Consider the following 23,013-nt stretch of genomic DNA (forward strand, 5'->3'; position numbering starts at 1 on the left):
ACTCTAAAGGGGCAACGCTCCCGGGCTCCGTGCTACTTCGCGCCTGCTGCCACACGCGCCTGCTGAACGGAAGCGGCGGGGAACGTCCAGCCGGCACGCGCAAGCCAGTCGGCGCAAAGGGCAGGCCACTGCTCCGCCCCTGGCTCTCCGGCCGCCAGGCCCAGGCCGTGGCGGCCCTCCGGGAAAACGTGCAGTTCGGCCGGCACCCCGGCGCCGAGCAGGGCACCGGCATAGCGCAGGCTGTGGCTGACGGGGACGGCGGCGTCGTCCGCGGTGTGCCAGAGGAACGCCGGCGGCGTCTCCGCGGTGACCTGCAGGTCTGCGGACAGGGCAGCCAGGATGTCCGACGACGGCGCCTGGCCCAGGAGGTTGTCCACCGATCCCTGGTGGACGTCCTCAGTGCAGGACACCACGGGGTAGCACAGCACCGAAAGGTCCGGGACGGCTTCAGGGACGTCCAGGCGCGGGCTGCCGGTAACGGCGGCTGTGGAAAGGGTAGCGGCGAGGTGCCCGCCGGCTGAAAATCCCAGCACGCCCACGCGTTCGGGGTCTGTCGCGAGGCCGTGTGCGCCGCTGCGGATGTGCAGCATGGCTTCCTTGGCATCCTCCAGGGGTGCCGGGTGCCGGTCCGGCGCCACACGGTACCTGAGCACGAAGGCGTGGATACCCAGCCCCGCAAGCCACTCGGCTACCGGCTCCGCCTCGTGGCCGGCCTGCCTGGCGTAGCCGCCGCCGGGAAGCACCAGGACCGCGGGCCGGGCGCCGCCGGCGTCGGAATGTGCCGGGACCGCCGTCAGGGTGGCAGCCACGGTCAGGCTGCCACTTCTGTGCTGCGGCGGAGCGTGACCTCGCCGGTGATCTGCTGCGGCAGGCCGGCGTCGTGGTCATCCCCGCCGTCCGCCCCCGGTGCGGTGGCCCGGGTGGCGAGCCGTCCTATCTCCTCCAGCGGCAGGCGGACGGTGGAGAGTGCGGGGCGGAAGTCGCGCAGGGTCTCGATGTCGTCAAAACCGGCAATGGTGGCATCCCGGGGAATCCGCAGCCCCTCGGCGCGCAGCGCGGCGGCGGCACCGATGGCCATCACGTCGTTGACAGCAAAGATGCAGAGCCTGGGGCCGGTGGCTTCATCGGTGTCACGGCCGCCCTTGATCCGGGCCGCCAGCGTGAGGCCCGCCTCGTAGCCACCGGCACGGTTGAAGGAACTGCGCAGGATTTCCGCCGGTGCCCGTCCCGCCTTCGCGAGCCCCTCCTGGAAGCCCCGGATCCGGTCGTCCGAGGTAAAGAGTCCTTCGGGACCCCCGATGACCACGAAGTCGCCGTCCCAGCCGGCGGCCAGTTCGGTTGCCAGGGCACGTGCCAGTTCCTCGTTGGGAACGGCGATGACATGGTAGCCCTCGAGTGCCGAAGCGCCCACCACGGGATGACCGACCACGGCCACCCGCCCTCCGTTGCGGCAGTACCTGTCGAGCTCCGCAGCCAGTTCGGCATTGTCGTCCCGGTCCTCGGTCCGCGACGACCGGGACCCGGCGATCACGATGGAGTCGGCGCGGCGCGCGGCAAAGGCTGCCACGGCTTCCTTCTCTTCTGCCGGCGCGCCGCCGGTAGTGGCGAGCAGGACCATCTTGCGCTGCTCCCTGGCCGCGTCCTGCACTCCGCGGGCGATGGCGGCGAAGTAGGGGTCCGCGATGTCATGGACGATCAGCCCAATGAGGCCGGAACTTGATTTGGCCAGCCCCTGGGCCTGCGCGTTGGGAATGTAACCAAGCGAATCGGCGGCCTGCCGGACACGGTCCGCGATGTCCTTTCCAGGCTTGCGCGCAGAGCCGTTCAGGACACGGGACGCCGTGGCGGGGGATACCCCGGCCAGTCGGGCCACCTCGGTGAGGGTACTTGCAGCCACAGCAACTCCTGGGCGTCGATAAGCCAATAAAGCGGTTACCACATTATGGCAGTTGAAAGTTCCTTTCGGAAAGCGCTTGCCAACTAAGTTCTTGCGGTGCATGATGGATGCAGTGGGAATGCGCTTTCCCAATCCAGCTTGAGTAAAACTGCTCACTCACCGTGGAGGACACATGGGCTTCGAAACAAAGACGATCCGCATCGCCATGAACGGCATCACCGGCCGGATGGGTTACCGCCAGCACCTGCTGCGCTCCATCCTTCCCATCCGCGACGCCGGCGGCTTCACCCTGGAAGACGGCACCAAGGTCCAGGTCGAACCGATCCTGGTGGGCCGCAACGAGGCCAAGATCCGCGAACTCGCCGAAAAGCACAAGGTTGCCGAATGGACCACGGACCTTGAATCCGTGATCAACGACCCCACCGTGGATGTCATCTTCGACGCCTCCATGACCAGCCTCCGCGCTGCCACTCTGAAGAAGGCCATGCTGGCCGGCAAGCACATCTTCACCGAGAAGCCCACGGCTGAAACCCTCGAGGAAGCCATCGAGCTGGCACGCATCGGCAAGGAAGCCGGCGTTACCGCGGGCGTCGTCCACGACAAGCTCTACCTCCCCGGCCTGGTCAAGCTCCGCCGCCTGGTGGACGAAGGCTTCTTCGGCCGCATCCTCTCCATCCGCGGCGAATTCGGCTACTGGGTCTTTGAAGGCGACATCCAGGCCGCCCAGCGCCCGTCCTGGAACTACCGCAAGGAAGACGGCGGCGGAATGACCACGGACATGTTCTGCCACTGGAACTACGTCCTCGAAGGCATTATCGGCAAGGTCAAGAGCGTCAACGCCAAAACCGCCACCCACATCCCCGCCCGCTGGGACGAGGCCGGCAAGGAGTACAAGGCCACGGCAGACGACGCCTCCTACGGCATCTTCGAACTCGAAACCCCCGCCGGCGACGACGTCATCGGCCAGATCAACTCCTCCTGGGCCGTCCGCGTCTACCGCGACGAACTCGTGGAATTCCAGGTGGACGGCACGCACGGCTCCGCCGTCGCCGGCCTGAACAAGTGCGTCGCCCAGCAGCGCGCCCACACCCCCAAGCCGGTCTGGAACCCGGACCTTCCGGTGACCGAATCCTTCCGCGACCAGTGGCAGGAAGTGCCCGCCAACGCAGAACTGGACAACGGCTTCAAGCTGCAGTGGGAAGAATTCCTCCGCGACGTCGTCGCCGGCCGGGAACACCGCTTCGGACTGCTGTCCGCCGCCCGCGGCGTCCAGCTTGCCGAACTGGGCCTGCAGTCCAACGACGAACGCCGCACCATCGACATCCCGGAGATCACCCTCTAATGACCTCGCTCATCCTTCCTTCCCACGACGGCGGCACCCGCGAGTACCGCCTCCAGGGCGCCACCACGTGGGCCCGCCCCACCGCCCCGCTGACTGCCCGGCGCGCTTACGCCGCCGCGCACGTCATCCCCGAAGTCCTGGCCGACAACACCCCCGGGGCCCCGGCCCGGCTCGACTGGGAGGCCACCATGGCCTACCGCCACGAGCTGTGGTCCTACGGGCTCGGCGTGGCCGACGCGATGGACACCGCGCAGCGCGGCATGGGCCTGGACTGGGCAGCCACCCAGCAGCTCATCAAGCGGACCGGCGTGGAAGCTGCCTCGGTGGTGTCCGCCGGGAACGCGGCCACGGCGGGCAAGACCGTCCGTGACCTTGTCTCCTGCGGTGCCGGCACGGACCAGCTGGACATCCTCTCCCTTCCCACTGGCGAAGCCGGCCTGAAGGCGGTCCTTGAGGCCTACCGGGAGCAGATCGCCGTGATCAGCGAAGCCGGACCCAAGGTCATCCTGATGGCATCGCGTGCCCTGGCAAAGGTCGCCAGCGGCCCCGAGGACTACCTGAAGGTGTACTCCACCCTGCTGCAGGAAGTGGACCAGCCGGTCATCCTGCACTGGCTTGGCACCATGTTCGACCCCGCCCTGGCGGGCTACTGGGGCTCGGACGATGTCGCCGCCGCCACCGAAACGTTCCTTGGCCTCATCAGGGACAACGCGGAGAAGGTTGACGGCGTCAAGGTCTCGCTGCTCGATGCCAGCCACGAGGTGGCCCTGCGCGCGGCGCTGCCTGAAGGCGTGCGCCTCTACACCGGCGATGACTTCAACTACCCGGAGCTTATCGACGGCGACGGCAGCCACCACTCTGACGCCCTGCTGGGCATCTTCGCGGCGATCTACCCGGCCGCCTCGGTGGCCCTGCAGAACTACGATGCAGGCAACGCCGTCAAGGCGCGTGAAATCCTCGATTCCACCCGCGAACTGGGCAAGCACATCTTCAGCGCCCCCACGTTCTACTACAAGACCGGCATCGCCTTCATGTCCTGGCTGAACGGCAAGCAGCCCGGCTTCCAGATGGTGGGCGGCCTGCACTCCGGCCGCTCCGTCTGCCACCTCGCCAAGACGTTCGAACTGGCGGACCAGGCCGGCCTGCTCAAGGACCCCGCCCTGGCTGCCTTTCGGATGTCCGACTACCTGCGCATCAACGGAGTGGGAGTATGAGCGACTTCTCCCGGCTGTCCATCAACAGCGCCACCACCAAGAAGTGGACACTTGCCCAGGTTGTCGAGGGCTGCGTCAAGGCGGGCATCCCCGCCATCGGCCCCTGGCGGGACCGCGTGGAGGAAGCCGGACTGGACAAGGCTGCACGGCTGATCAAGGACGCAGGCCTGCGTGTCTCCTCCCTCTGCCGGGGCGGCTTCCTCACGGCAGCTGACGCCGAGGGACAGGCCGCGGCGCTCGCTGACAACCGCGCGGCGATCCTTGAGGCCGTAGCACTGGACACCCGGGAACTTTTCCTGGTGGTAGGCGGGTTGGCGCCGGGCGACAAGGACGTGGTGGCGGCGCGCCGGCGCGTGGCTGACCGCCTTGCGGACCTCGTACCGTTCGCCCGGGAAAACGGCGTCCGGCTGGTGCTGGAACCGCTGCACCCGATGTATGCCGCGGACCGCGCCCTGATCTCGACCCTGGGCCAGGCATTGGACCTCGCAGCACCGTTCGATGCGTCGACAGTGGGCGTCGCCGTCGATACCTTCCACGTCTGGTGGGACCCGGAACTGAAGGCACAGATTGAACGGGCCGGACGGGAAAACCGGATCGCCTCCTACCAGGTCTGCGACTTCAACATGCCCATCGCCGCGGATCCGCTGCTCTCCCGCGGGTACATGGGCGACGGCGTGGTGGACTTCGCCACGATCGGTACCTGGGTCCGGGATGCCGGTTACACCGGTGACATCGAAGTGGAAATTTTCAATCAGGACATCTGGGACACGGACGGCAACACCGTCCTGGCCACAGTGAAGGAGCGTTACGCGGAGTTGGTCCTCCCGTACGCCTGACACGCTCTGGATGTCCTGTCCAGACCGCGGGCTCCTGCTACGTCACGGCAGGAGCCTGCGCCCCACATAAGAACAGACCCGGACCGCTCAGCGGTCCGGGTCTGTTCTTCTTTACGGCCTCACTGCCCGTGCAGGGCAGCCCAGTGCCGGTACCGGGCCAGGACCCCGCCGTCGTCCTTTCCTGCAGGAAGGTCGACGGCGTCCAGCCCCCAGGAGGGGAACTGCCCGGTGAGCGCTGCGGCGGCCTGGCGGGCAGCGCCGTCGGCAACGTATTCGCCCGGCTTCGGGACGGTGACGGCGACGCCGAGGAGCCGGACGGCCGCATCCTGAACCGCGGGAGACTGTGCGCCGCCGCCCACCAGGATGACCCGCCGGGCCACCACCCCCTGGTCCTGGAGTGCCGCCAGGCCGTCCGCCAGCGAGCAGACAACGCCCTCGACGGCGGCCCGGGCCAGGTTGGCGGGCGTGTAGCTGGTGCGGGTGATGCCGTGCAGGGAACCGGTGGCGTCGGGCAGATTGGGGGTCCGCTCGCCGTCAAAGTAGGGCACCAGGGTCAGGCCCCCCGCGCCGGGTCCCGAGGAGAGTGCAAGATCATTGAACTCCCGCAGGTCCACGCCCAGCAGCGCTGCGGTGGCATCAAAAACCCGGGTTGCATTGAGGGTGCATACGAGGGGCAGGTAGTGGCCGGCGGCATCGGCGAAGCCCGCTACCAGCCCTGAGGGATCGGCTGCCGGGATGTCCGACACGGCAAAAACCGTGCCGGACGTGCCCAACGACATCACAACGTCGCCCAGCCCGGCGCCCGCTCCTAATGCGGCGGCCGCGTTGTCGCCGGCGCCTGCGGCAATCAGGCAGCCCTGGGGGGTCCTGCCCGCCGGTTCCAGCGGGCCAAGCACCTTCGGCAGCAACGGCACGTGGCCCAGCGACGCGGACAGGACCTCCGGGAGGTACTGTCCATCCGCGCTTGAGTAGTAGCCCGTGCCCGAAGCGTCCGAGCGGTCCGTGACCAGTGCCTTCAGGCCGGCCGCGCCGCTTCCCGGGCCGAAGCCCATCAGCCGCCAGGTGAGCCAGTCATGGGGGAGGCAGACGGCAGCCACCTTCGCCGCATTCTCCGGCTCATTCTGGGCGAGCCAGTGCAGCTTGGTGATGGTCAGTGACGCTACCGGGACGGTGCCGGTTGCACCGGCCCAGTAGTGTGCACCGGCAGCGGCGTCACCGTCACCGGCCGTCTTGATCAGGTCCGCGGCGGCGCCGGCACTCCGGGTGTCGTTCCAGAGCAGGGCGGGCCGGACGACATTGCCGGTTTCATCCAGGCACACCATGCCGTGCTGCTGGCCCCCGACGGAGACCGCGGCCACATCCTCCAGCCCGCCGGCCTGCCTGATGGCTTCCTGCAGTGCGGTCCACCAGTGGTCGGGGTGGACCTCGCTGCCCTCGGGGTGGGCGGCGCGGCCGTGCCGGACGAGCGCTCCGGTGTCCGCGTCGCGGATCACCACCTTGCAGGACTGGGTGGAGCTGTCGATGCCTGCTACGAGGGCCATGGCTTAGCGGGCGTTGAGGAGGTGTTCGATGGCGAGCTGGTTCAGCCGGACGAACGCGAAGGAACGCTCCGCGGCTTTGTCGGCGTCGAAGTCCTCGAAGGAGGCGGCGTCGGCGACCAGATCGGCGGCGGTCTCACCGGCTGCCAGGGTGGGCTGGCCGAGTTCGAAGACGCCGGAGGCCGCGAGGGCTTCCTGGACCTGGGGGTCGGCACGGAATGCGGTGGCGCGTTCCTTCAGCAGCAGGTACATGGCCATGTTGGCTTTTGCTGATTCCCAGACGCCGTCGTAGCCGTCCGTGCGGGAGGGCTTGTAGTCGAAGTGGCGGGGGCCTTCATAGCGGGGGCCGCCGTTGGGGAAGCCGTTTTCGAGCAGGTCCACCGTGAAGAAGGCGCTGGTGAGGTCGCCGTGGCCGAAGACGAGGTCCTGGTCGTATTTGATGCCGCGCTGGCCGTTGAGGTCGATGTGGAAGAGCTTGCCGGCCCACAGCGCCTGGGCGATGCCGTGCGTGAAGTTCAGGCCGGCCATCTGCTCGTGCCCGGTTTCCGGGTTCAGGCCCACGATGTCGCCGTGTTCGAGCTGGGCAATGAACGCCAGGCCGTGCCCGACGGTAGGCAGGAAGATGTCACCGCGGGGCTCGTTGGGCTTGGGCTCAAGCGCGATCCGCAGGTTGTAGCCCTTGTCCTTGATGTAGGCCGCGGCGGTATCCACGCCCTCGCGCATCCGGTCCAGGGCGGCCGAGAGGTCTTTCGAACCGTCGTATTCGCTGCCCTCGCGTCCGCCCCACATAACGAAGGTTTCAGCCCCGAACTCGGCGGCGAGGTCAATGTTGCGCAGGACCTTGGAGAGGGCAAAGCGGCGGATGGAGCGGTCGTTGGAGGTGAACCCGCCGTCCTTGAACACCGGGTGGCTGAACAGGTTGGTGGTCACCATCGGAACCTTCAGCCCGGTCTCGGCCAGCGCGGTCCGGAAGTTCTTCAGGATCAGCTCACGCTCTGAGACGGTGGCGTCGAAGGGAACCAGGTCGTTGTCGTGGAAGGTAATACCGTAGGCACCGAGTTCGGCCAGGCGGTGGACCGCTTCGACCGGGTCGAGGGCGGCGCGGGTGGCAACACCGAAGGGGTCCGCGCCGGTCCAGCCTACGGTCCACAGGCCGAAGGTGAACTTGTCCGCGGGAGTGGGGGAGAGAGTCATGATGCGTCCTTGCAGTCAGTGCCGCCTTGGTGCGGCTATTAGTTTATTGCCTGAACTATATGCGGGGACGTAGGCTGGGGTCAACAGCCCCGGCCTCCCGCCGGCAAAATTTTTTTCAAGGAGCGTCCTGATGGTGATGCCGGTGCCGGCCGCAGTCCTTACCGAGTCCGCCGTGCCCGGCAGCATGGGTGATGTTCGCCGGAGCAACCTTGCACTCGTTCTGGGAAGGATCGCCCAGGCCTCCGCTGATACCCATCTCACCCGCGCCCAGGTTGCCTCGGCCACGGGCCTGACCAAGGCGTCGGTTTCGAGCCTGGTCCTGGAGCTCCTGGAAGCCGGGCTTGTCCGCGAAATAGGGCTGAACCCGCAGGGGGAGCGCGGGCGGCCGGGTGTGGGTCTGCAGCTAAATCCGGACCGCGCCGTGATGGGCATGGAAATCAATGTCGACTACATCGCGGCCGGAGTCATCGACCTCTCGGGTACCCTGCTGGTGCAGGAAATCCAGGAGCGCGACAACCGGGACAGCGACAGCGGCCCTGTCATGGACGCCCTTGCCCTGCTGGCAGCGACGGTGGCCAGTGCGGCGGGCAAGCGCGGCGTCCGGATCCTCGGGGGCGGGCTGGCTGTGCCCGGGCTCGTGGATGCTGCGACGTCAAAGGTCCTCCTCGCCCCGAACCTCGGCTGGACCGGCGTTGACCTCGATCTCACCCGGCTGCTGCCCGGTACTGCTTTGGGTGTTGCGCTGTTCAACGAAGCCAACGCTGCCGCCTTGGCCGAGCTCCAGCACCGGCAGGCCAATGGTGGCTCCGGTTTCCTCTTCGTGTCCGGCGAGGTTGGTGTTGGTGGCGGACTGGTCATCGGGGCCGAACTGTTCACCGGGCCTGAAGGGCATGCCGGCGAAGTGGGGCATGTGGTGGTGGACCCTGACGGAAGCCTGTGTTCCTGCGGCGGAACCGGATGCCTGGAAACAGTGGCCGGCCAGGATGCCATCTTCACGGCAGCCGGCATCTCAGGCAGCCGGACACGCTCTGAAAACATGTCCGCCCTGGTGGATTCCCTGACGGCGGGGGAGCCCGGTGCCCTGCTCGCCGTCGATCGTGCCGGAAAGTACCTGGGCATGGCTCTAGCCTCAACCGCCAGGGTGACGGACATCGGTTCGGTGGTGCTGGGCGGCCACTTTGCGGTCCTCGACCCCTGGCTGCGGGCGCCGCTCGTGGCGAGCCTTGAAAAGTACGCGCCGGGCAGGATCGCCGCGGAGCAGGTGTCCCTCACTGCTGTGGGGCAAGCCGGAGCGCTGCTTGGCGCGGCGGGCAGCGTGGTCCGCTCGCTCGTCGAGGCGCCATACCTGGTTCAGCCCTAGCGCTGGGAATTTAGGAAAGAAAACACCCCGGTCCGAAGACCGGGGTGCTACCGATGACCCGACTCATCCGTGAAGGATGTCCCGACTCATCACATCGGTGCCCCAGGAGGGAATCGAACCCCCGACCGGCGGATTAGAAGGCCGCTGCTCTATCCCCTGAGCTACTGAGGCGGGTGCATCCGGGCCTGAAGCCCGGCGCCTCAAAAAGTTTACATTGCCCGGCTGCAGGTCGCGTCACAGGTTTCCAAACGCCCGACTTCTCCTCCACAAGCACGCCGGGACCGCGGTTGTGCACATAGGACGTCCGGGCCCTCGTCCCTGGTGATCAGCTGGATGATGCTGGTTTTGCCTGCTAAGGCACCACCATTGAAGACAGGACGTAAAGATGAGCGACACCACCATCACGATCCGGGGATTCGTTGCCACCGAGATCAAAAGCGGCACAACGCCAGGGGGAGTGGCCACCGCCTCTTTCCGGATTGGTTCCACCTCGCGGCGGCGTGACAAGGAAACAGGCGCCTGGATGGACGGCCACACCAACTGGTTCCTGGTCCAGGGCTACCGCCACCTCGCGGGAAGCATGGGCTGCAGCATCAGAAAGGGACAGCCGGTCATCGTGGTTGGCACGCTGAAGATCCGCAGCTGGGAACGGGACGGCCGGGTCTATTACTCACACACCATCGATGCTGACGCCGTGGGCCACGACCTCACCTGGGGTACTGCCAACTTCATCCGATCCTCCACCAAGCCGCTTCTCTCTCTCGTTGACCAGGACGCCCCCCTCGCCGGCGACCACAGTGCCGGTACCGACGGACCGTTCGACGAACCCGGGGACGGCGACGAGGACCTGGGCGGCGGTCCTGCTGCCGCCTACATCGAGGACAGCAACGGCGACCTTGTGCCACTGGATCTGGAAACCGGGGAGCTCGCGGAATCAGGAGTGTAGGAACTGTCATCAATGCCCTCTCAAGTTCCTGGGCGGGCAGGGCTTCGGCACCCCCGGCCGTGCCCTGTCCGCCCAGGCTGCATCACCGGCTACGGGACCCGTGGCAGAATGACAGCATGCGGCACAACCTTGACCACCGGCACAAACATGGAGCCGGTGCCTCACCGGCTGCTCCTCCAGAACCGATCAGGGTCCGCACCATGATGCTTCGCTTCGCCGCGGGTGCAGCCCTCGTCGCCGTCATGGCCGGCTGCACCCCGGGTTCCACCGCTTCGCCCGGACCTGCAGACAGTGGAACCCGGGCAACGGAAACCGCGGCCCCTGCGGCGCAGGACAGCGGTACCCAGGAGAGCGGTACCCAGGGCAATGCCAATGAAGGCGGGGACGCGCTCGCGGACACCTCAGCCGCACCGTCAGCCAACCCGGAAGCGGCGGCCACCGAAACGGTAAGGCAGACCGTGACAAACACCCTGACCCAGCTGGCGGCGGCGGCGCCAAAACCCGCCACCGCCCAGGTCACCGATGCACTCACCGGCGCGGGCTTTGCCCCCGCTGTCCTTCAGGTGTCGCAAAGCCGTACTCCCACCGGCCTTGAAGCCGATGCCATCGAGGCGGCGGTGCTGCAGGGGACCGACTGCGTCATCGGCCAGGTCCGGGAAGGAACAGTCACCGTCACGGTCCTTCCGGTGCTGGCCAGCGGCAAATGCTTCGTAGGGTCCTGAGTCCGCCCTAAATGTGAGTTATGCCCGCCTACCCACTAGATTTGGAACCATGGCGGAATTTATCTACACAATGACCAAGGCCCGTAAGGCCGTTGGCGAAAAACTCATTCTTGATGACGTAAGCATGTCATTCTTCCCCGGTGCCAAGATCGGTGTTGTGGGCCCGAACGGTGCCGGTAAGTCCACCATCCTCAAGATCATGGCCGGACTGGACACCCCCTCAAACGGAGAGGCCCGGCTCAGCCCCGGCTACAGCGTAGGGATCCTGCTGCAGGAACCGCCGCTGAACGAAGAAAAGACCGTCCTGGGCAACGTCCAGGAAGGCGTAGGCGAGATCTACGGCAAAATCCAGCGGTTCAACGAAATTTCCGAGGAAATGGCCAGCCCCGATGCTGACTACGACACCCTCCTCGAGGAAATGGGCAAGCTTCAGGAAGCCATCGATGCTGCCGACGCCTGGGACCTCGACTCCCAGCTGGAACAGGCCATGGACGCGCTCCGCTGCCCGCCCGCTGACGCGGACGTCACCAACCTCTCCGGTGGTGAACGCCGCCGCGTGGCCCTCTGCAAGCTTCTCCTGCAGAAGCCCGACCTGCTCCTCCTTGACGAGCCCACCAACCACCTGGACGCTGAAAGCGTGCTCTGGCTCGAACAGCACCTCTCCAGTTACCCGGGCGCCGTCCTGGCCGTAACCCACGACCGGTACTTCCTCGACCACGTTGCCGAGTGGATTGCCGAGGTGGACCGCGGCCACCTGTACCCCTACGAAGGCAACTACTCCACGTACTTGGAGAAGAAGCGTGCCCGCCTGGAAATCCAGGGCAAGAAGGACGCCAAGCAGGCCAAGCGGCTTGCCGAGGAACTCGAGTGGGTACGTTCCAACGCCAAGGGCCGCCAGACCAAGTCGAAGGCCCGCCTGGCACGCTACGAGGAGATGGCTGCCGAAGCAGACCGGACCCGCAAACTGGACTTCGAAGAAATCCAGATCCCGCCGGGACCCCGCCTGGGCGGCCTGGTGCTGGAAGCGAAGAACCTCCAGAAGGGCTTTGAAGACCGGACCCTGATCGACGGGCTCTCCTTCACCCTGCCCAGGAACGGCATCGTCGGTGTTATCGGCCCCAACGGTGTCGGCAAGACCACGCTGTTTAAGACGATCGTTGGTTTGGAACCGCTGGACGGCGGCGACCTGAAGATCGGCGACTCGGTCAAGATCTCCTACGCGGACCAGAGCCGCGGCGGCATCGACCCCAACAAGACCCTGTGGGAGGTCGTCTCCGACGGGCTCGACTTCATCCAGGTGGGCAACGTCGAAATGCCGTCCCGCGCCTACGTTGCGGCCTTCGGCTTCAAGGGCCCGGACCAGCAGAAGAAGGCCGGCGTGCTCTCCGGCGGTGAGCGCAACCGCCTGAACCTCGCCCTGACGCTCAAGCAGGGCGGAAACCTCCTGCTCCTTGACGAGCCCACCAACGACCTCGACGTCGAGACCCTCAGCAGCCTGGAGAACGCGCTGCTTGAGTTCCCCGGCTGCGCCGTGGTGGTCTCGCACGACCGTTGGTTCCTGGACCGGGTTGCCACGCACATCCTGGCTTATGAAGGGGACGAGGAGAACCCGTCCAAGTGGTACTGGTTCGAGGGCAACTTCGAATCCTATGAGGAGAACAAGGTGGAGCGACTGGGCCCGGATGCGGCCAAGCCGCACCGCGTCACCCACCGCCGCCTGACCCGCGACTAGGGATTTCAGCACCGGCGCCCCGCCGGTCACCGGCGATGGCACAAAGAAGGCCGGCACCCGTTAGGGTGCCGGCCTCCTTCGTGCCCGGTTAGGCCTGCTAGTCCCGCACAGCCTTGCGGATCTGATGCTCCAACACCTTGGACTGGAAGGCGCCCACCACCTTGTTCTTCAGGTCGGTGGGCACGCGGACCATGCCCTCCTGGGCAACGGAGGCAACGTGCTGCCCGGCCCGGTTGAAGATCTTGCCGGTGGCGAGTCCCCGTGCGCCCTGCGCGCTCGGGGACTCCTGCACATAGAGGAGCCATTCGTCCACCCGGGCGGGGCGGTGCCACCACATGGCGTGGTCGAGGCTCGCCACATTCATGCCCGGTGTGATCCAGCTCAGCCCGTGCCGCCGCAAAATGGACTCAAGCAGGGTGTAGTCGCTCGCATACGCCAGGGCGGCCCGGTGCAGGTTGGCGTTGTCCGGCATCGGCCCGAACGTCTTCATCCACACAGCGTTCCGGGCTTCCTTGGTGCCCTTGGCCGAAACGTACAGCGGCGGATCGATGTGCCGGATATCGAAGGGCCGCTCATACGCCCAGTGCCTGGCCACCGGGTGGTCGAACTTCCCCAGCAGGTCAGCGGTGCTGGGCAGGGACTCCGGGTCCGGGATACCGGCGGGCATCGTGGATTCGTGCTCGATGCCTTCGTCCTCCCCCTGGAAGGACGCGATCATGGACAGGATCGGCACGCCGTCCTGATAGGCGTGGACCCTCCGCGCGGAAAAGGACCGGCCGTCACGGAGGCGCTGGACACCAAACGTGATGGGCTTGTTGGCATCGCCGGGCCGCAGGAAGTAGCCGTGCATGGAGTGGACAAAACGCTCGTCGTCCACGGTCCGGATGGAGGCGATGAGTGACTGTGCCAGGACCTGGCCGCCGAATACCCGGTGGTGCGGCTGCTGCTGGGACGGTCCAAGGAAAATGTCCTCGTCCGTCCGGGCTCCTTCCAACTGGCCAAGGTCGAGAAGTTTGATCAGCGATGCGGTGGGGTCACCGCTGGGAGGTGCCAGGAGTCCGGCTTCGGCTTCAGTCATGCTTTGACTCTAGACGGCGCCCCGGTGCCGCTCAACCAGCCGGGGCAGTGTCCAATCAGCGTGCACCCGGTAGTGTTCTTGGTGTGTCTGATCTTCTTACCTCGTCCTTCCGTTTCGCCGACCCCAGGGATCTCGCCGACCTGAAGACGTACGTCACACGGGCAAAAGCGATCGACGACGGCGCCATCCGGCTGCAGGCGGCAGGTTCCGTCCTCGCCGCGTACGTGTGCGTGCTGCGTCCCCGGCTGCTGGGCGAATCCACGCCCACCATCCTGGGCCTGCGCACCATGGCGCTGGCGGCACCTTCGGAAACGGACGTGACAGTCCCGCTGTCGGCCGTCCTGGACCGCCTCGCCCGCGCAGGGGAGGACGACGTCGAATTGCCGGTTCCGCCGGCTACGGTCACCGAGTCCTGGACGGGCGTCAGCGCCCCAAGGGGCGGTTGGGAACTTGTGGGGTCGCTCAGCGACTCCGCCCTGCGGCAGGCAGCAGAGGCCGGCATCGCCGAAGTGGCGGGAATTGTTCCGGACAAGCCCGGGGCACTGATCGTGAACAACGCCCGCGCCGCGGTCTGGGGCAGGGACCTGGACTCCTCGGGACTGCCGACGGGAGCGGCCTTCGCGGCCCTTGCCTTAGGCTTCCTCGCAGACGGCGACCAGAAGCTCTACCGCGCGGGCCGCTGGTTCCGGCTCTCGGGCAGCCGCGGGCACGTGCTGGTGCGCACCGGAAGCGGCCTGCTCTAAGGGCGGAGCTGCCGGGTCAGGAGCCGGACGGGCTGTTCACCATGGACAACGCCGCGCGCTCCATGTAATCCCACAGAGTCCCCTCGTACAGGGGCGGCAGTTCAAGGGCGTCCACGGCCTTGCGCATGTGGAACAGCCAGCGGTCCTTGGCCTCCGGCGACACCTTGAACGGCATGTGCCGCATCCGGAGGCGCGGGTGACCGCGCTCTTCACCGTAGGTGGTGGGTCCGCCCCAGTACTGCTCCAGGAACATCAGGAAACGCCGTTTGGCTGGTCCCAGGTCCTCTTCGGGGTACATCGGGCGCAGCAGCGGATCGGTGGCCACGCCGTCGTAGAAAATGTCGATGAGCTTGACGAACGTTTCGTGGCCGCCCACGGCGTCGTAGAAGTTGTCCGTGTAGCCGGGCTGGCTGAAGGGATCGTTCTGCATCAGCTGGCGTGGCTGCTGCGGCTCTACGGGAATGGTCATCGCTATTCTCCGGCTTTCTGCTCGGTCTTCGTGTTCTCGGCGCCGTGATCCGAGCTCTGGTCCGTGGTGCCGTCTTCCGATTCATGCAATGGCACATAATTGCCCTGCGAACGGTTGCCTACCCTCAGGATCTCACCGTTGCGCAGGTACCAGATGGCACCGTCGTCGGACCGGACCCGCGTGATGCGCAGGCCCATGGATTCAACCACGCCCACCACCTCGCTGGTTTCGATCACGTCGCCGATGCCGAACTGGTCTTCAATGGTAATGAAAATGCCGGCCAGGAAGTCGCGGATCAGCTGCTGGGCGCCGAAGCCGATGGCCACACCGAGGATACCGACGCTGGTGAGGAGCGGCGCGATGTTGATGTCAAGGTTCTGCAGAACGTACATGCCGGTGATGACCACCACCAGCACCCCCACGATGCTGTTCAGCAGCGAACCGATGGTTTCCGCCCGCTGCACCCGGCGTTCATGATCCAAGGCCCGGAAAGCGGGAGCCGCCCACGCGAACGTGGGTTTCTTGAAGAAGTTGCTCCCCGACGCCACCCGCGAGGTGATGCGGGAGATGACGAACGTCGCCGCCAGCCAGACGGCGACCCCGACACCCAGGCTGATCACGATGCCCGTGATGCTGATGCCGTCCGGGTCGGTGGCGGCGGAAGGGAGGACTGACAACATGCTGACCATAGGGAAGAAATGCTCCTTGGGGTTTGTGCCGGCAGAACCGGGACGAGTTGCTTCAGCGCCGGTTATGCCCGGCGCGGAAGCCTCTGTTCTGTCTTAACCCTAGCGCCGTAGCGTGGGGCCATGCGCATCCTTGTCCTCGGCGGAACCGCCTTCTTGTCCGCAGAAATCGCCGGCCAGGCAGTGGCGGCCGGGCACCAGGTCACGTGCCTGGCCCGCGGATCAGCGGGACAGCCGCCCCGCGGTACGGCCTGGATCAGGGCCGACCGTTCATTGGGCGCGAACGCCTACGCCGGTGTGTCGGGGGACTGGGATGCCGTCATCGAGGTTGCCCGCGATCCGGACCCCGCACAGGGTGCCCTGGATGCGCTTGCACAGCGGGCAGGCCACTGGACCTTCGTGTCCAGCTGTTCGGTGTATGCCGACCATTCCGTGCCGGGCGTGGCGGAGGACGCGGCGCTCTTGCCTGCTCTGCCGTCCGGAACGCAGTCCACGGCGGAGAACTACGGGGAATCGAAGGTGGCCATTGAGGAAGCCACCCTCGCGGCAACGGGAGGCAGGGCCCACGTCTGCCGCGCAGGCCTTATTGGCGGTCCCGGGGACGGTTCCGACCGTTACGGCTACTGGCCGGGCCGCTTCGCCCGGGACAGCGGGCCCGCCATCGTTCCGGACATTGACGCGGATCCCACGCAAGTCATTGACGTCCGCGACCTTGCAGCCTGGATCCTGCTCGCCGCGGAACAGGGAACCAGTGGCGTGCTCAACGCGGTGGGGGACCAGGTGCCGTTCGGCCAGTACGTGGGCACGTCCGGCGACATAGCCGGCTATACCGGCTCTGTGGTGGCTGCACCGGAAGACTGGCTGGTGCCTGAAGGAGTGGGGTATTGGGCGGGACCCGATTCCCTGCCCCTCTGGCTCCCGCCGGACCATGGGGGCTTTATGGCGCGCAGCAACCAGGCCGCGCGGGCGGCCGGCCTGGTGCTGCGGCCGTGGCAGGAAACCCTGGAGGACACGCTCCGGGATGAACGTGCCCGCGGGCTGGCCCGGCCCCGCAAGGCGGGACTGGCGCCGCACACAGAGGCCCGGCTGGTCAGCAGACTGGGAGCCTAAGCCACCACCGTTTCCGGTTCATGGTCCACGGGAAAGTTCACGCTGCGGGCAATGAAACACACCTGGTTGGCCTCGTGGTGGAGCCGGCCGGCGAGCTCCACCTGGCCGGCGTCGGCGACTGTGACACGTGGACGCAGCGTCACCCGCTCGAACTGTCCGCTGCCGTCCCGGTTCAGCCGCATCAGGCCGGAGGCCTCGTCCCGGTAAGCGGTCACCACCACGCCATGCTTGACGGCCACGTGCAGGTATGACAGCAGATGGCACTGGGCCAGGGCCGCCAGGAGCAGCTGCTCGGGGTTGTACCGCTCCCGGTCGCCATGGAAGGTGGGGTCAGCCGATCCCTTCAGGACCGGCAACCCGGGAATGACCACGTCATGGTCCCGCGAGTAGCCGCGGTAGGACGACGTCCCGTCACCCAGGTTGCCGGTCCACTCCACGGCCAGGCCGTAGCGGTGCTCAGACAGGCTCATGCGTTCCTCCTCCCATCCCAGCTGCCATCCGCGGCCCGTGCGCGCAGTGCCCGGGCAACGCCGTCGCGGTTTTCCAGCATCATGCGCCGCAGCGCGGCACTCTCCGCCGGCAGGGCCGCCAGGAAGCCGTCCGTACGGTCAACGGTGGCCTGGGTGGTCAGCAGCGCGGGGTAGAGCCCGACGACGATCTGCTGGGCGAGTGCGTGGGTGCGGTTTTCGACGATGCCCGGCACCGCCTCGAAGTACTTCTCCGCGTAGGGTTCCAGCAGCGACCGGTCGAGGACCCGCATGAAGCCGGTCACCGCCGACCCCTGCAGTGCGTTGGACAGTTCGCCCTTGACCACGATCGAGTCCCAGGCCGCGGCCTTCGCCTCGGGGATGGGGATGGCGGCCTTGGCCAGAGCTGCCGCGTTCTGGCCGCTGGAGGTGTTGTCGCGCGCCAGTTCGGCGTCGATCCCGTCCTGTGCCATCCGCCCGCCGGCAACGAGGGAAGCCACCAGCTCCCACCGCAGGTCCTGGTCAACAGCCAGTCCGTCCAGGACCGCCGATCCGTCCAGCAGCCCTGCCACCTTGTCCAGCTGGGCCGCGCTGCCGGCCAGCAGGGCGAAGGACTTCACGAACTGCAGCTGCGCGTCGGAACCGCCGGGAACCTGGGAGGCGAGGTCCCAGAGCCTGTCCGCCGCGGCGGCTGTGGCAGCCTCGCGGTGCTCTTCGGCCACGTAGAAGTTCAGTGTGGTGGCGAGCTGGCGGAGCTGTACCAGGATCACGGAGGAGTCCGTCTCTGCCGCCACGTTGGACAGGATGAGCTCCACGTATTTCCGGGCCGGGGTCTCGCCGTCACGGGCTGCATCCCAGGCGGAATTCCAGACGAGGGTCCGCGGCAGGCTGTCCTGGAAGTCCTTGAGGTGTGCCGTGGCCGTTGCCAGTGACTTCGGGTCCAGCCGGACCTTGGCGAAAGCGAGGTCGTCGTCATTGATCAGGATGAGGTCCGGCTGGGGCAGGCCCACCAGCGCGGGAACGGCGGTGCGTTCGCCGTCGACGTCCAGTTCCTCGCGGTGCACCCGCTCCAGTTTTCCGGCAGCGTTGAGGTTGTAGAAGCCCACGGCGAGCCTGTGCGGGCGGATGGTGGGCCATTCCTCCACCGCGGACTGGACGATGGTGAAGGAGCGCAGCAAACCGTCGGCATCAGCCTCCAGCTCCGGTGCGAGGGTGTTCACCCCCGCAGTTTCAAACCATTGCCGTCCCCAGTCATCCAGGTCCCGCCCGCTGGCCTTCTCCAGTTCCACCATGAGGTCGCCCAGTTCGGTGTTCTGCCAGGAGTGCTTGGCGAAGTACTCACGGACGCCCGCCATGAACTGTTCCGGCCCCACCCACGCCACCAGCTGGCGGAGGACGGATGCCCCCTTGGCATAAGTGATGCCGTCGAAGTTCACCTCAACGTCCTGCAGGTCGTTGATCTCGGCGAAGATCGGGTGGGTGGTGGGCAGCTGGTCCTGGCGGTATGCCCAGGATTTTTCCAGGGAGGCGAAGGTGGTCCACGCGCTGGTGAAGGAGGTGGCTTCCACCGCCGCAAGGTGGGACATGTACTCCGCGAACGATTCATTGAGCCACAGGTCGTTCCACCAGCGCATCGTCACCAGGTCCCCGAACCACATGTGCGCCAGTTCGTGCAGGACGGTGATGGCACGGCGCTCAATCTGCGCGCCGGTAACCTTTCCGCGGAAAATATAGCCCTCCAGGATGGTTACCGCACCGGCGTTTTCCATCGCCCCGGCATTGAACTCCGGAACGAACAGCTGATCGTACTTTTCAAAGGGGTAGGGGCACCCGAACTGCGCCTCGAAGAACCGGAAGCCCTGCCGGGTCAGTTCGAAAATGTTCTCCGCATCCAGGTACTGCATCAGCGATTTCCGTGCGAAGACCCCCAGCGGGATAACCCGCCCGTCTGAACTGGCCACCTCGCTGCGCACTGACTGGTACGGGCCCGCAATCAGCGCCGTGACATAGGAGGACAGCCGCGGCGTGGCAGGGAACGTCCAGGTGGAGCGGGCGCTGCCGTCATCGCCCGGCGCGGCCTGGGCGGGTTCGGGGGTGGGGGAGTTGGAGATGACGTCCCAGTGGGACGGCGCCGTCACGGTGAACGCGAACGTCGCCTTCAGGTCCGGCTGCTCAAAGACGGCGAACATCCGGCGTGCATCGGGAACCTCGAACTGCGTGTACAGGTAGACCTCGTTGTCCACCGGGTCCACGAAGCGGTGCAGCCCCTCGCCGGTATTCATGTAGGGCGCATCGGCAACAACGGTGAGCTCGTTGGTTTCCTGCAGGCCGGGCAGCCGGATGCGCACTCCGTCCGCCACCGTGGCCGGGTCCAGGCTGCGGCCGTTGAGCGTCACGCTGTGCACGGTGCGGGTCACGGCGTCGATGAACGTGGAGGAGCCAGCCTTCGCGCTGAACTTTACGGTGGTGGTGCTCCCGAAAACCTCCCCGCCCCTTGTCAGGTCCAGCTGGACGTCATAGGACTCGACGGTGATCAGTTCGGCGCGTTCGCGGGCCTCAGCGCGCGTCAGGTTCATGCCTGGCAAATGGACCTCCAGAAAGTTGCGGTTGCCGGCTGGGGGTACCCAGCTCCGGCACTGATCATTCTTGCATTGGCTGACCCCTTGGCAAGTTGCCCTGGTCACAGCTGTGCCGGGCGGAGCGGAGGGGCCTCGGTCCCGGCGCCAGGGGTAGCGTTAAGTCATGGGAAAGTATCTGGATTCGGTGGATGCGAAGGCCCTGCGCTTTGCCGTCGGGTTTCCGGTCATGCTGGCCGCCGGTTTCGTTGTGTGCGCGTTTTTGCTGCGGCCGGACCTCCCCGAGCCGCTCGCCATCCGCTGGACGGACGACGGCGGCGCCGCCTTCGCGCCGTTCGGCGCCTTCGTGGGCGGCGGCGCGTTGATGATCCTGGTTTTCGGCTGGCTGGGCCTGTACCAGGCGGTTCCGGTGGGCAGGCCGGTCCTGATGCGCCGCATCATGATGGGCGCCGGGCTTTTCCTGGCACTCTTTATCACCACCGCCCTGGCTGCCGGCCTGGTGGGCCAGGCCGGCGTGGCCGATGCCCGCGAGTCACGGGTTGACCTCACCGTCCTTGCGCTCGGCAGCGGCGCCGCAGTGTCCCTTGGCGTGATCGTGGCCTTTGCCTTCAAGGCCGACCAGCAGTGGTCGCCGGATGACGACCGCGCCCTGCAGTTTGCCATCGCGAAAGAACTTGACCCGGACCTGACCCGGGACAGCATCCGGTTGTGGGTGCATGCCAGGAGCTCGGTCTTCGTGATGATCGCCATCGCCTCCGTGTTCCCCGCCGCCCTGATCGCCATTGTGGTGCCGTGGCTGGGCGTCCTGCTCATAGTCCTGGCCTTCTTTGGGGCGGCCTTCCTGTGTGCCCGCGTCAAGGCGGACCGCGGCGGGCTGAAAGTCCTGCTGGCCGGCGTCGTGCCGGTCATGGACATTCCCGCCGGCTCCATCTCGGCCGCCAGCGCAGCGGATGTCCGGGCTGCCGACTACGGCGGGTGGGGCTACCGGAACCACGGGGGAACCGCCGCCATGCTCGTCAGCAGCGGCCCCGCCGTCGTCGTCAGCAAAACGGACGGACAGCGGCTCGCGGTGAGCGGCGGAAGCCAGGCCTCTGCCGCCCGCCTGGCCGAAGTCCTCACCCGGGTGGCTGCCCGGGCAAGGCGGGGCGGCGGCCCCTCGCCTGCGGCAGGCCTGCCGGAGTCCTAGTATTCTTGTCCGTGTTGTTCTACGGGCCGGCGCCTTCCGTGCCGGCTGCCAGCGCCGCCAACTGAACGGATTCTGCTCGTGACCTCTTCCCCTGCCTTCCCGCGGGTCCACATCGCCACCGACCACGCAGGCATGGAGCTCAGCGCCCACCTCGTGTCCCACCTGACGGCCAAGGGATACGAAGTGGTGGACCACGGACCCAAGGTCTACGACGCCCAGGACGACTACCCGTCCTTCTGCATCAACGCCGCCCTGGCTGTAGTGGCTGACCAGCAGGCCGGTGTCCACGCGCTGGGCATCGTGTTGGGCGGATCAGGCAACGGTGAGCAGATCGCGGCGAACAAGGTCAAGGGCGTCAGGGCAGCCCTCGCCTGGAACCACTCCACCGCTACCCTCGCCCGTGAACACAACGACGCGAACGTGGTGGCCGTGGGCGGCCGGCAGCACACGGTGGAGGAAGCAACGGAACTTATCGAAGCCTTCCTGGCCGAGCCTTTCAGCAACGACGAGCGGCACGTCCGCAGAATTGCCAAGATCGCCGCCTACGAGGCCACCGGCGAGGTTGTCGAGTAGTGCCGGAAGGGCATTCGGTCCGGCGCCTGGCGCGCCAGTTCGGGGACGTTTTCACCGGGGAAAGCCTCGCCGTGACCAGCCCCCAGGGCAGGTTCAGCGGGGGAGCGGCGCTGCTCGACGGCCACACGCTGCTCGCCGCCGAAGCCCACGGGAAGCACCTCTTCCTGCACTTCGACAACGCATTGGTGCTGCACGTCCACTTGGGCCTTTACGGTGCCTGGAGCTTCGGCGGCGACAGCACCTTCACGGGGTCTTCCAGCATTGGTGCGCCCCGCCGGGTAGGCGAGCAGGAAGCCTTCGCCGACGGGGAGGACGACGCCGGTGCCCCCTATGAAGGGCCGCCGGCCCCGGTGGGGGCGGTCCGGGTAAGGCTTGCGTCAGCCCACGGCTGGGCCGACCTGCGCGGTGCAACAACCTGCGAAACCATCACCGCCGCCGAAGCTGACGCAGTGCTCGCCCGGCTGGGCCCTGACCCATTGCGTAACCTTCGGGGCGATGCCGGCAGGTTTGCCGCCAACCTGCAGGCCCGGAAAACGCCCGTGGCCGCGCTGCTGATGGACCAGAAGATCATCGCCGGCGTGGGCAACGTGTACCGCGCCGAGGTCCTCTTCCGCCTGCGCCTGGACCCCTGGCTGCCGGGGGCTGCCGTGCCGGATGCCACTGCCCGGAAACTGTGGCGCGACGTTGTATCCCTCATGAACGACGGCGTGGCCGACGGCCGGATCATCACCACCCCGTCCAAGTACTGGACAGGCAACGGGAAAGCGGGCAATCAGAAAGCGGGCACAGGGAAGCCGGCCGCCGTCGTGAAGACCCATACGTTCCCTGCCCGCGAGGACGCGCACTTCGTCTACAAGCGCAACGGACTGCCGTGCAGGGTCTGCCGCACCACCGTGCTGATCGCCGAGTTGGTTGCCCGAAAGCTGTACTGGTGCCCGTACTGCCAGCAGTCAGCCTGAATATCTTTCCTGAAACACGAAGAAGGCCTGAAACACGAAAACGGCCCCAAACACAAAAAGGCCCCTCGGTGAGGGGCCTTTTTCGTTTGTTCCGCAGAGGGGACGACGGGAATCGAACCCGCGTAATCAGTTTGGAAGACTGAGGCTTTACCATTAAGCTACGTCCCCGAAGGAAGATCCATCTGCAACATTAGCAGCTGGAAACTTCGGGCTGGCTGTTCAAGCCGGATACAACTAAACCTAATCCAGGGGCTACGTGTCAAATGTGCAAAGACGGCGCGTATCACCGTAGACTTGCCTGTGCACTAACGGGGTGTAGCTCAGCTTGGCTAGAGCGCCTGCTTTGGGAGCAGGAAGTCGCAGGTTCAAATCCTGTCACCCCGAC

The 23,013-nt window shown here is 66.6% G+C and carries 21 protein-coding genes and 3 tRNA genes; 13 read left to right on the forward strand and 11 right to left on the reverse strand.

Annotated features, from left to right (window positions below; translation table 11 throughout):
• Positions 1–32: 32 nt before the first annotated feature.
• Complete coding sequence (locus DXK94_RS16765) at positions 33–815, reverse strand: alpha/beta hydrolase (protein ID WP_115525799.1); 783 nt, start codon at positions 813–815, stop codon at positions 33–35.
• Positions 812–1,897 carry a LacI family DNA-binding transcriptional regulator gene (locus DXK94_RS16770; protein WP_115525800.1) on the reverse strand — a complete coding sequence of 362 codons (1,086 nt, stop codon included), beginning with the start codon at positions 1,895–1,897 and terminating at the stop codon, positions 812–814. The genes DXK94_RS16765 and DXK94_RS16770 overlap by 4 nt, the downstream gene beginning before the upstream one ends.
• A gap of 172 nt (positions 1,898–2,069) precedes the next feature.
• Between DXK94_RS16770 and DXK94_RS16775 the strand changes: the two genes are divergently transcribed.
• The 3 genes from DXK94_RS16775 to DXK94_RS16785 are packed head-to-tail and all read left to right on the forward strand — an operon-like array spanning position 2,070 to position 5,289.
• The gene (locus DXK94_RS16775) at positions 2,070–3,239 is read left to right on the forward strand and encodes a Gfo/Idh/MocA family protein (protein ID WP_079596357.1); all 1,170 of its coding nucleotides are present in this window, start codon (positions 2,070–2,072) and stop codon (positions 3,237–3,239) included.
• Positions 3,239–4,453, forward strand: a complete 1,215-nt coding sequence (locus tag DXK94_RS16780; RefSeq protein WP_115525801.1) for a dihydrodipicolinate synthase family protein — start codon at positions 3,239–3,241, stop codon at positions 4,451–4,453. Before DXK94_RS16775 ends, DXK94_RS16780 begins: the two co-directional genes overlap by 1 nt.
• The gene (locus DXK94_RS16785; protein ID WP_115525802.1) at positions 4,450–5,289 is read left to right on the forward strand and encodes a sugar phosphate isomerase/epimerase; all 840 of its coding nucleotides are present in this window, start codon (positions 4,450–4,452) and stop codon (positions 5,287–5,289) included. Before DXK94_RS16780 ends, DXK94_RS16785 begins: the two co-directional genes overlap by 4 nt.
• A gap of 119 nt (positions 5,290–5,408) precedes the next feature.
• On the opposite strand, the gene xylB is transcribed toward DXK94_RS16785, so the two are convergent.
• Together xylB and xylA are read right to left on the reverse strand one after the other, a co-directional pair.
• Positions 5,409–6,830 (reverse strand): xylulokinase, encoded by a 1,422-nt coding sequence (xylB, locus tag DXK94_RS16790; RefSeq protein WP_115525803.1) that lies wholly within the window; start codon positions 6,828–6,830, stop codon positions 5,409–5,411.
• A 3-nt stretch (positions 6,831–6,833) separates the two neighbouring features.
• On the reverse strand, positions 6,834–8,021 hold the full coding sequence (gene xylA, locus DXK94_RS16795; RefSeq protein ID WP_079596353.1) for a xylose isomerase: 1,188 nt from the start codon (positions 8,019–8,021) through the stop codon (positions 6,834–6,836).
• A gap of 130 nt (positions 8,022–8,151) precedes the next feature.
• Here xylA and DXK94_RS16800 point away from each other — a divergent pair, with 130 nt between their 5' ends.
• Positions 8,152–9,381 carry an ROK family protein gene (locus DXK94_RS16800; protein ID WP_258868581.1) on the forward strand — a complete coding sequence of 410 codons (1,230 nt, stop codon included), beginning with the start codon at positions 8,152–8,154 and terminating at the stop codon, positions 9,379–9,381.
• 98 nt (positions 9,382–9,479) lie between these two features.
• Here the strand turns inward: DXK94_RS16800 and DXK94_RS16805 are convergent.
• Positions 9,480–9,552 (reverse strand) — tRNA-Arg (locus DXK94_RS16805).
• Positions 9,553–9,766: 214 nt separating this feature from the next.
• Here DXK94_RS16805 and DXK94_RS16810 point away from each other — a divergent pair.
• The 3 genes from DXK94_RS16810 to ettA all read left to right on the forward strand — a co-directional run bounded on the left by DXK94_RS16810 (position 9,767) and on the right by ettA (position 12,781).
• Positions 9,767–10,327, forward strand: a complete 561-nt coding sequence (locus DXK94_RS16810) for a single-stranded DNA-binding protein (RefSeq protein ID WP_115525804.1) — start codon at positions 9,767–9,769, stop codon at positions 10,325–10,327.
• A gap of 116 nt (positions 10,328–10,443) precedes the next feature.
• Entirely contained in the window at positions 10,444–11,049 is a 606-nt protein-coding gene (locus DXK94_RS16815; RefSeq protein ID WP_115525805.1) for a DUF6993 domain-containing protein, read from the forward strand.
• 49 nt (positions 11,050–11,098) lie between these two features.
• Complete coding sequence (gene ettA, locus DXK94_RS16820) at positions 11,099–12,781, forward strand: energy-dependent translational throttle protein EttA (RefSeq protein WP_079596350.1); 1,683 nt, start codon at positions 11,099–11,101, stop codon at positions 12,779–12,781.
• Between the two features lie 97 nt (positions 12,782–12,878).
• Here the strand turns inward: ettA and DXK94_RS16825 are convergent, their stop codons facing one another.
• Complete coding sequence (locus tag DXK94_RS16825) at positions 12,879–13,859, reverse strand: acyl-CoA thioesterase II (RefSeq protein ID WP_115525806.1); 981 nt, start codon at positions 13,857–13,859, stop codon at positions 12,879–12,881.
• A gap of 83 nt (positions 13,860–13,942) precedes the next feature.
• On the opposite strand from DXK94_RS16825, the gene DXK94_RS16830 reads away from it, so the two are divergent.
• A complete protein-coding gene (locus tag DXK94_RS16830; protein WP_115525807.1) occupies positions 13,943–14,602 on the forward strand; it encodes a hypothetical protein in 660 nt (219 codons plus the stop codon).
• Between the two features lie 16 nt (positions 14,603–14,618).
• Here DXK94_RS16830 and DXK94_RS16835 read toward each other — a convergent pair whose 3' ends face one another.
• Both DXK94_RS16835 and DXK94_RS16840 read right to left on the reverse strand, forming a co-directional pair.
• Positions 14,619–15,071, reverse strand: coding sequence for a globin (locus DXK94_RS16835; protein ID WP_115525808.1), 453 nt, complete (start codon positions 15,069–15,071; stop codon positions 14,619–14,621).
• Positions 15,072–15,073: 2 nt separating this feature from the next.
• Complete coding sequence (locus DXK94_RS16840; RefSeq protein ID WP_115525809.1) at positions 15,074–15,760, reverse strand: mechanosensitive ion channel family protein; 687 nt, start codon at positions 15,758–15,760, stop codon at positions 15,074–15,076.
• Positions 15,761–15,880: 120 nt separating this feature from the next.
• On the opposite strand from DXK94_RS16840, the gene DXK94_RS16845 reads away from it, so the two are divergent.
• Positions 15,881–16,867 (forward strand): epimerase, encoded by a 987-nt coding sequence (locus DXK94_RS16845; RefSeq protein WP_115525810.1) that lies wholly within the window; start codon positions 15,881–15,883, stop codon positions 16,865–16,867.
• Here DXK94_RS16845 and DXK94_RS16850 read toward each other — a convergent pair.
• The gene (locus DXK94_RS16850) at positions 16,864–17,337 is read right to left on the reverse strand and encodes an OsmC family protein (protein ID WP_115525811.1); all 474 of its coding nucleotides are present in this window, start codon (positions 17,335–17,337) and stop codon (positions 16,864–16,866) included. The genes DXK94_RS16845 and DXK94_RS16850 overlap by 4 nt on opposite strands.
• Positions 17,334–19,910 carry an aminopeptidase N gene (gene pepN / locus DXK94_RS16855; protein ID WP_115525812.1) on the reverse strand — a complete coding sequence of 859 codons (2,577 nt, stop codon included), beginning with the start codon at positions 19,908–19,910 and terminating at the stop codon, positions 17,334–17,336. Before pepN ends, DXK94_RS16850 begins: the two co-directional genes overlap by 4 nt.
• A 166-nt stretch (positions 19,911–20,076) precedes the next feature.
• On the opposite strand from pepN, the gene DXK94_RS16860 reads away from it, so the two are divergent.
• The 3 genes from DXK94_RS16860 to DXK94_RS16870 all read left to right on the forward strand — a co-directional run bounded on the left by DXK94_RS16860 (position 20,077) and on the right by DXK94_RS16870 (position 22,628).
• Positions 20,077–21,096, forward strand: a complete 1,020-nt coding sequence (locus DXK94_RS16860) for a hypothetical protein (RefSeq protein ID WP_115525813.1) — start codon at positions 20,077–20,079, stop codon at positions 21,094–21,096.
• A 78-nt stretch (positions 21,097–21,174) separates the two neighbouring features.
• Positions 21,175–21,669 carry a ribose-5-phosphate isomerase gene (locus tag DXK94_RS16865; RefSeq protein ID WP_115525814.1) on the forward strand — a complete coding sequence of 165 codons (495 nt, stop codon included), beginning with the start codon at positions 21,175–21,177 and terminating at the stop codon, positions 21,667–21,669.
• Complete coding sequence (locus tag DXK94_RS16870; RefSeq protein ID WP_115525815.1) at positions 21,669–22,628, forward strand: Fpg/Nei family DNA glycosylase; 960 nt, start codon at positions 21,669–21,671, stop codon at positions 22,626–22,628. Before DXK94_RS16865 ends, DXK94_RS16870 begins: the two co-directional genes overlap by 1 nt.
• Positions 22,629–22,725: 97 nt before the next feature.
• On the opposite strand, the gene DXK94_RS16875 is transcribed toward DXK94_RS16870, so the two are convergent.
• Positions 22,726–22,796 (reverse strand) — tRNA-Gly (locus DXK94_RS16875).
• Positions 22,797–22,937: 141 nt separating this feature from the next.
• Between DXK94_RS16875 and DXK94_RS16880 the strand changes: the two genes are divergently transcribed.
• Positions 22,938–23,012 (forward strand) — tRNA-Pro (locus tag DXK94_RS16880).
• Position 23,013: the final 1 nt, after the last annotated feature.

It is taken from the genome of Arthrobacter sp. RT-1 (assembly GCF_003367205.1).
Lineage (GTDB): Bacteria > Actinomycetota > Actinomycetes > Actinomycetales > Micrococcaceae > Arthrobacter.

Excerpts from the sequence above, each read along its gene's own strand:
- pepN (WP_115525812.1), bottom strand. The coding sequence starts at position 19,910 with ATGAACCTGACGCGCGCTGAGGCCCGCGAACGCGCCGAACTGATCACC.
- DXK94_RS16825 (WP_115525806.1), bottom strand. The coding sequence starts at position 13,859 with ATGACTGAAGCCGAAGCCGGACTCCTGGCACCTCCCAGCGGTGACCCC.
- DXK94_RS16850 (WP_115525811.1), bottom strand. The coding sequence starts at position 17,337 with ATGAGCCTGTCTGAGCACCGCTACGGCCTGGCCGTGGAGTGGACCGGC.
- DXK94_RS16800 (WP_258868581.1), top strand. The coding sequence starts at position 8,152 with ATGGTGATGCCGGTGCCGGCCGCAGTCCTTACCGAGTCCGCCGTGCCC.
- DXK94_RS16785 (WP_115525802.1), top strand. The coding sequence starts at position 4,450 with ATGAGCGACTTCTCCCGGCTGTCCATCAACAGCGCCACCACCAAGAAG.
- DXK94_RS16860 (WP_115525813.1), top strand. The coding sequence starts at position 20,077 with ATGGGAAAGTATCTGGATTCGGTGGATGCGAAGGCCCTGCGCTTTGCC.
- DXK94_RS16775 (WP_079596357.1), top strand. The coding sequence starts at position 2,070 with ATGGGCTTCGAAACAAAGACGATCCGCATCGCCATGAACGGCATCACC.
- DXK94_RS16780 (WP_115525801.1), top strand. The coding sequence starts at position 3,239 with ATGACCTCGCTCATCCTTCCTTCCCACGACGGCGGCACCCGCGAGTAC.
- DXK94_RS16845 (WP_115525810.1), top strand. The coding sequence starts at position 15,881 with ATGCGCATCCTTGTCCTCGGCGGAACCGCCTTCTTGTCCGCAGAAATC.
- DXK94_RS16810 (WP_115525804.1), top strand. The coding sequence starts at position 9,767 with ATGAGCGACACCACCATCACGATCCGGGGATTCGTTGCCACCGAGATC.
- DXK94_RS16840 (WP_115525809.1), bottom strand. The coding sequence starts at position 15,760 with ATGGTCAGCATGTTGTCAGTCCTCCCTTCCGCCGCCACCGACCCGGAC.
- DXK94_RS16815 (WP_115525805.1), top strand. The coding sequence starts at position 10,444 with ATGCGGCACAACCTTGACCACCGGCACAAACATGGAGCCGGTGCCTCA.
- DXK94_RS16835 (WP_115525808.1), bottom strand. The coding sequence starts at position 15,071 with ATGACCATTCCCGTAGAGCCGCAGCAGCCACGCCAGCTGATGCAGAAC.
- ettA (WP_079596350.1), top strand. The coding sequence starts at position 11,099 with ATGGCGGAATTTATCTACACAATGACCAAGGCCCGTAAGGCCGTTGGC.
- xylB (WP_115525803.1), bottom strand. The coding sequence starts at position 6,830 with ATGGCCCTCGTAGCAGGCATCGACAGCTCCACCCAGTCCTGCAAGGTG.
- xylA (WP_079596353.1), bottom strand. The coding sequence starts at position 8,021 with ATGACTCTCTCCCCCACTCCCGCGGACAAGTTCACCTTCGGCCTGTGG.